The 902-nt window shown below is 54.0% G+C and carries 1 protein-coding gene; it reads right to left on the bottom strand.

Features of this window, described 5'->3' with window-relative positions; genetic code table 11:
* On the bottom strand, positions 1 to 658 hold a 658-nt coding region (locus tag PG883_RS23585; protein ID WP_270808481.1), incomplete at its 3' end, for a hypothetical protein.
* Positions 659 to 902 lie beyond the last annotated feature (244 nt).

Here is a 902-nt window from a genome sequence, read left to right on the forward strand (position 1 = left end):
TCCTTGCAGCCTCCACGGGTTCGCCGCCGAGTGTCCGGATCAGCGACCGGTAGAGCATGAAACCCGATAGCAGCATCAGCACACCGATGGCGACGCCGAGCCCGGTACTTGTGCCCTGCGCCCGCTGGATTCCGGTTTCCGTAATGCTTGCGGATTCCGCCATGTGCTCGCGAACGGTTTTCTCCAGACTCTCAAGCTGGCCGGTCAGCCGTTCCGCCAGAGCGTCGAAACCATCATTGGGGCGCTTCATCAGCGCGTTGCCTGCTTCCTGACCACCGCTGTTGTAGGCCTTGGCCATTTCGATGCCGAACGTATGGAACTTGCCTAAGCTGTCTTTCGCCTTGGCCGCCTGGTCGGCAAGCTTTGGTTGGAGCCGGGCGATGTTATCCAGATCCTTGATCGCTTCATCGTAGGCTGTCTTGGCTTCCTTGAAGCCGTCGGACTCACCGGTCGCCGAGACATCGGTAAGGAACTGCTGGACCTGAACCACGTTGAAACGCGTTTCCAGCATTGACACCAAAGCCGGCAGTGCGACGGTGTTCTCGTCACGTGAAGTTTCCAGTGCATTTCGGAAGCCTGACCAGAGCGTAAAGATGAGTACGCTCAACAAGACAAGTGTCGCCAGGGTGAAAAGTGAAATCAGACGTCGAATAGTCATGGTGGCTTTGCAAAAGTGTTTCAAGGAAATTGAGTTGGGATAGTACGGCAATGGCGTTTGCTACGTAAGTGGAATCCAGTAATGTCCAGTAATTACTAGACTAAACGCATAGATGCCATTATATGGCAAAACGTGAGCCTGTAAATGATTCTGTGTAACTGCCCACTCCATTACAGGTGACCGTTCAGGCGATCTCCGAACTCGATAATAAAGCGATTCAGGGCAGGCTTCCAATTCTGGATCG

The sequence above is a fragment of the Aeromonas sp. QDB25 genome (genome assembly GCF_027707725.1).
GTDB classification, from domain to species: domain Bacteria; phylum Pseudomonadota; class Gammaproteobacteria; order Enterobacterales; family Aeromonadaceae; genus Aeromonas; species Aeromonas caviae.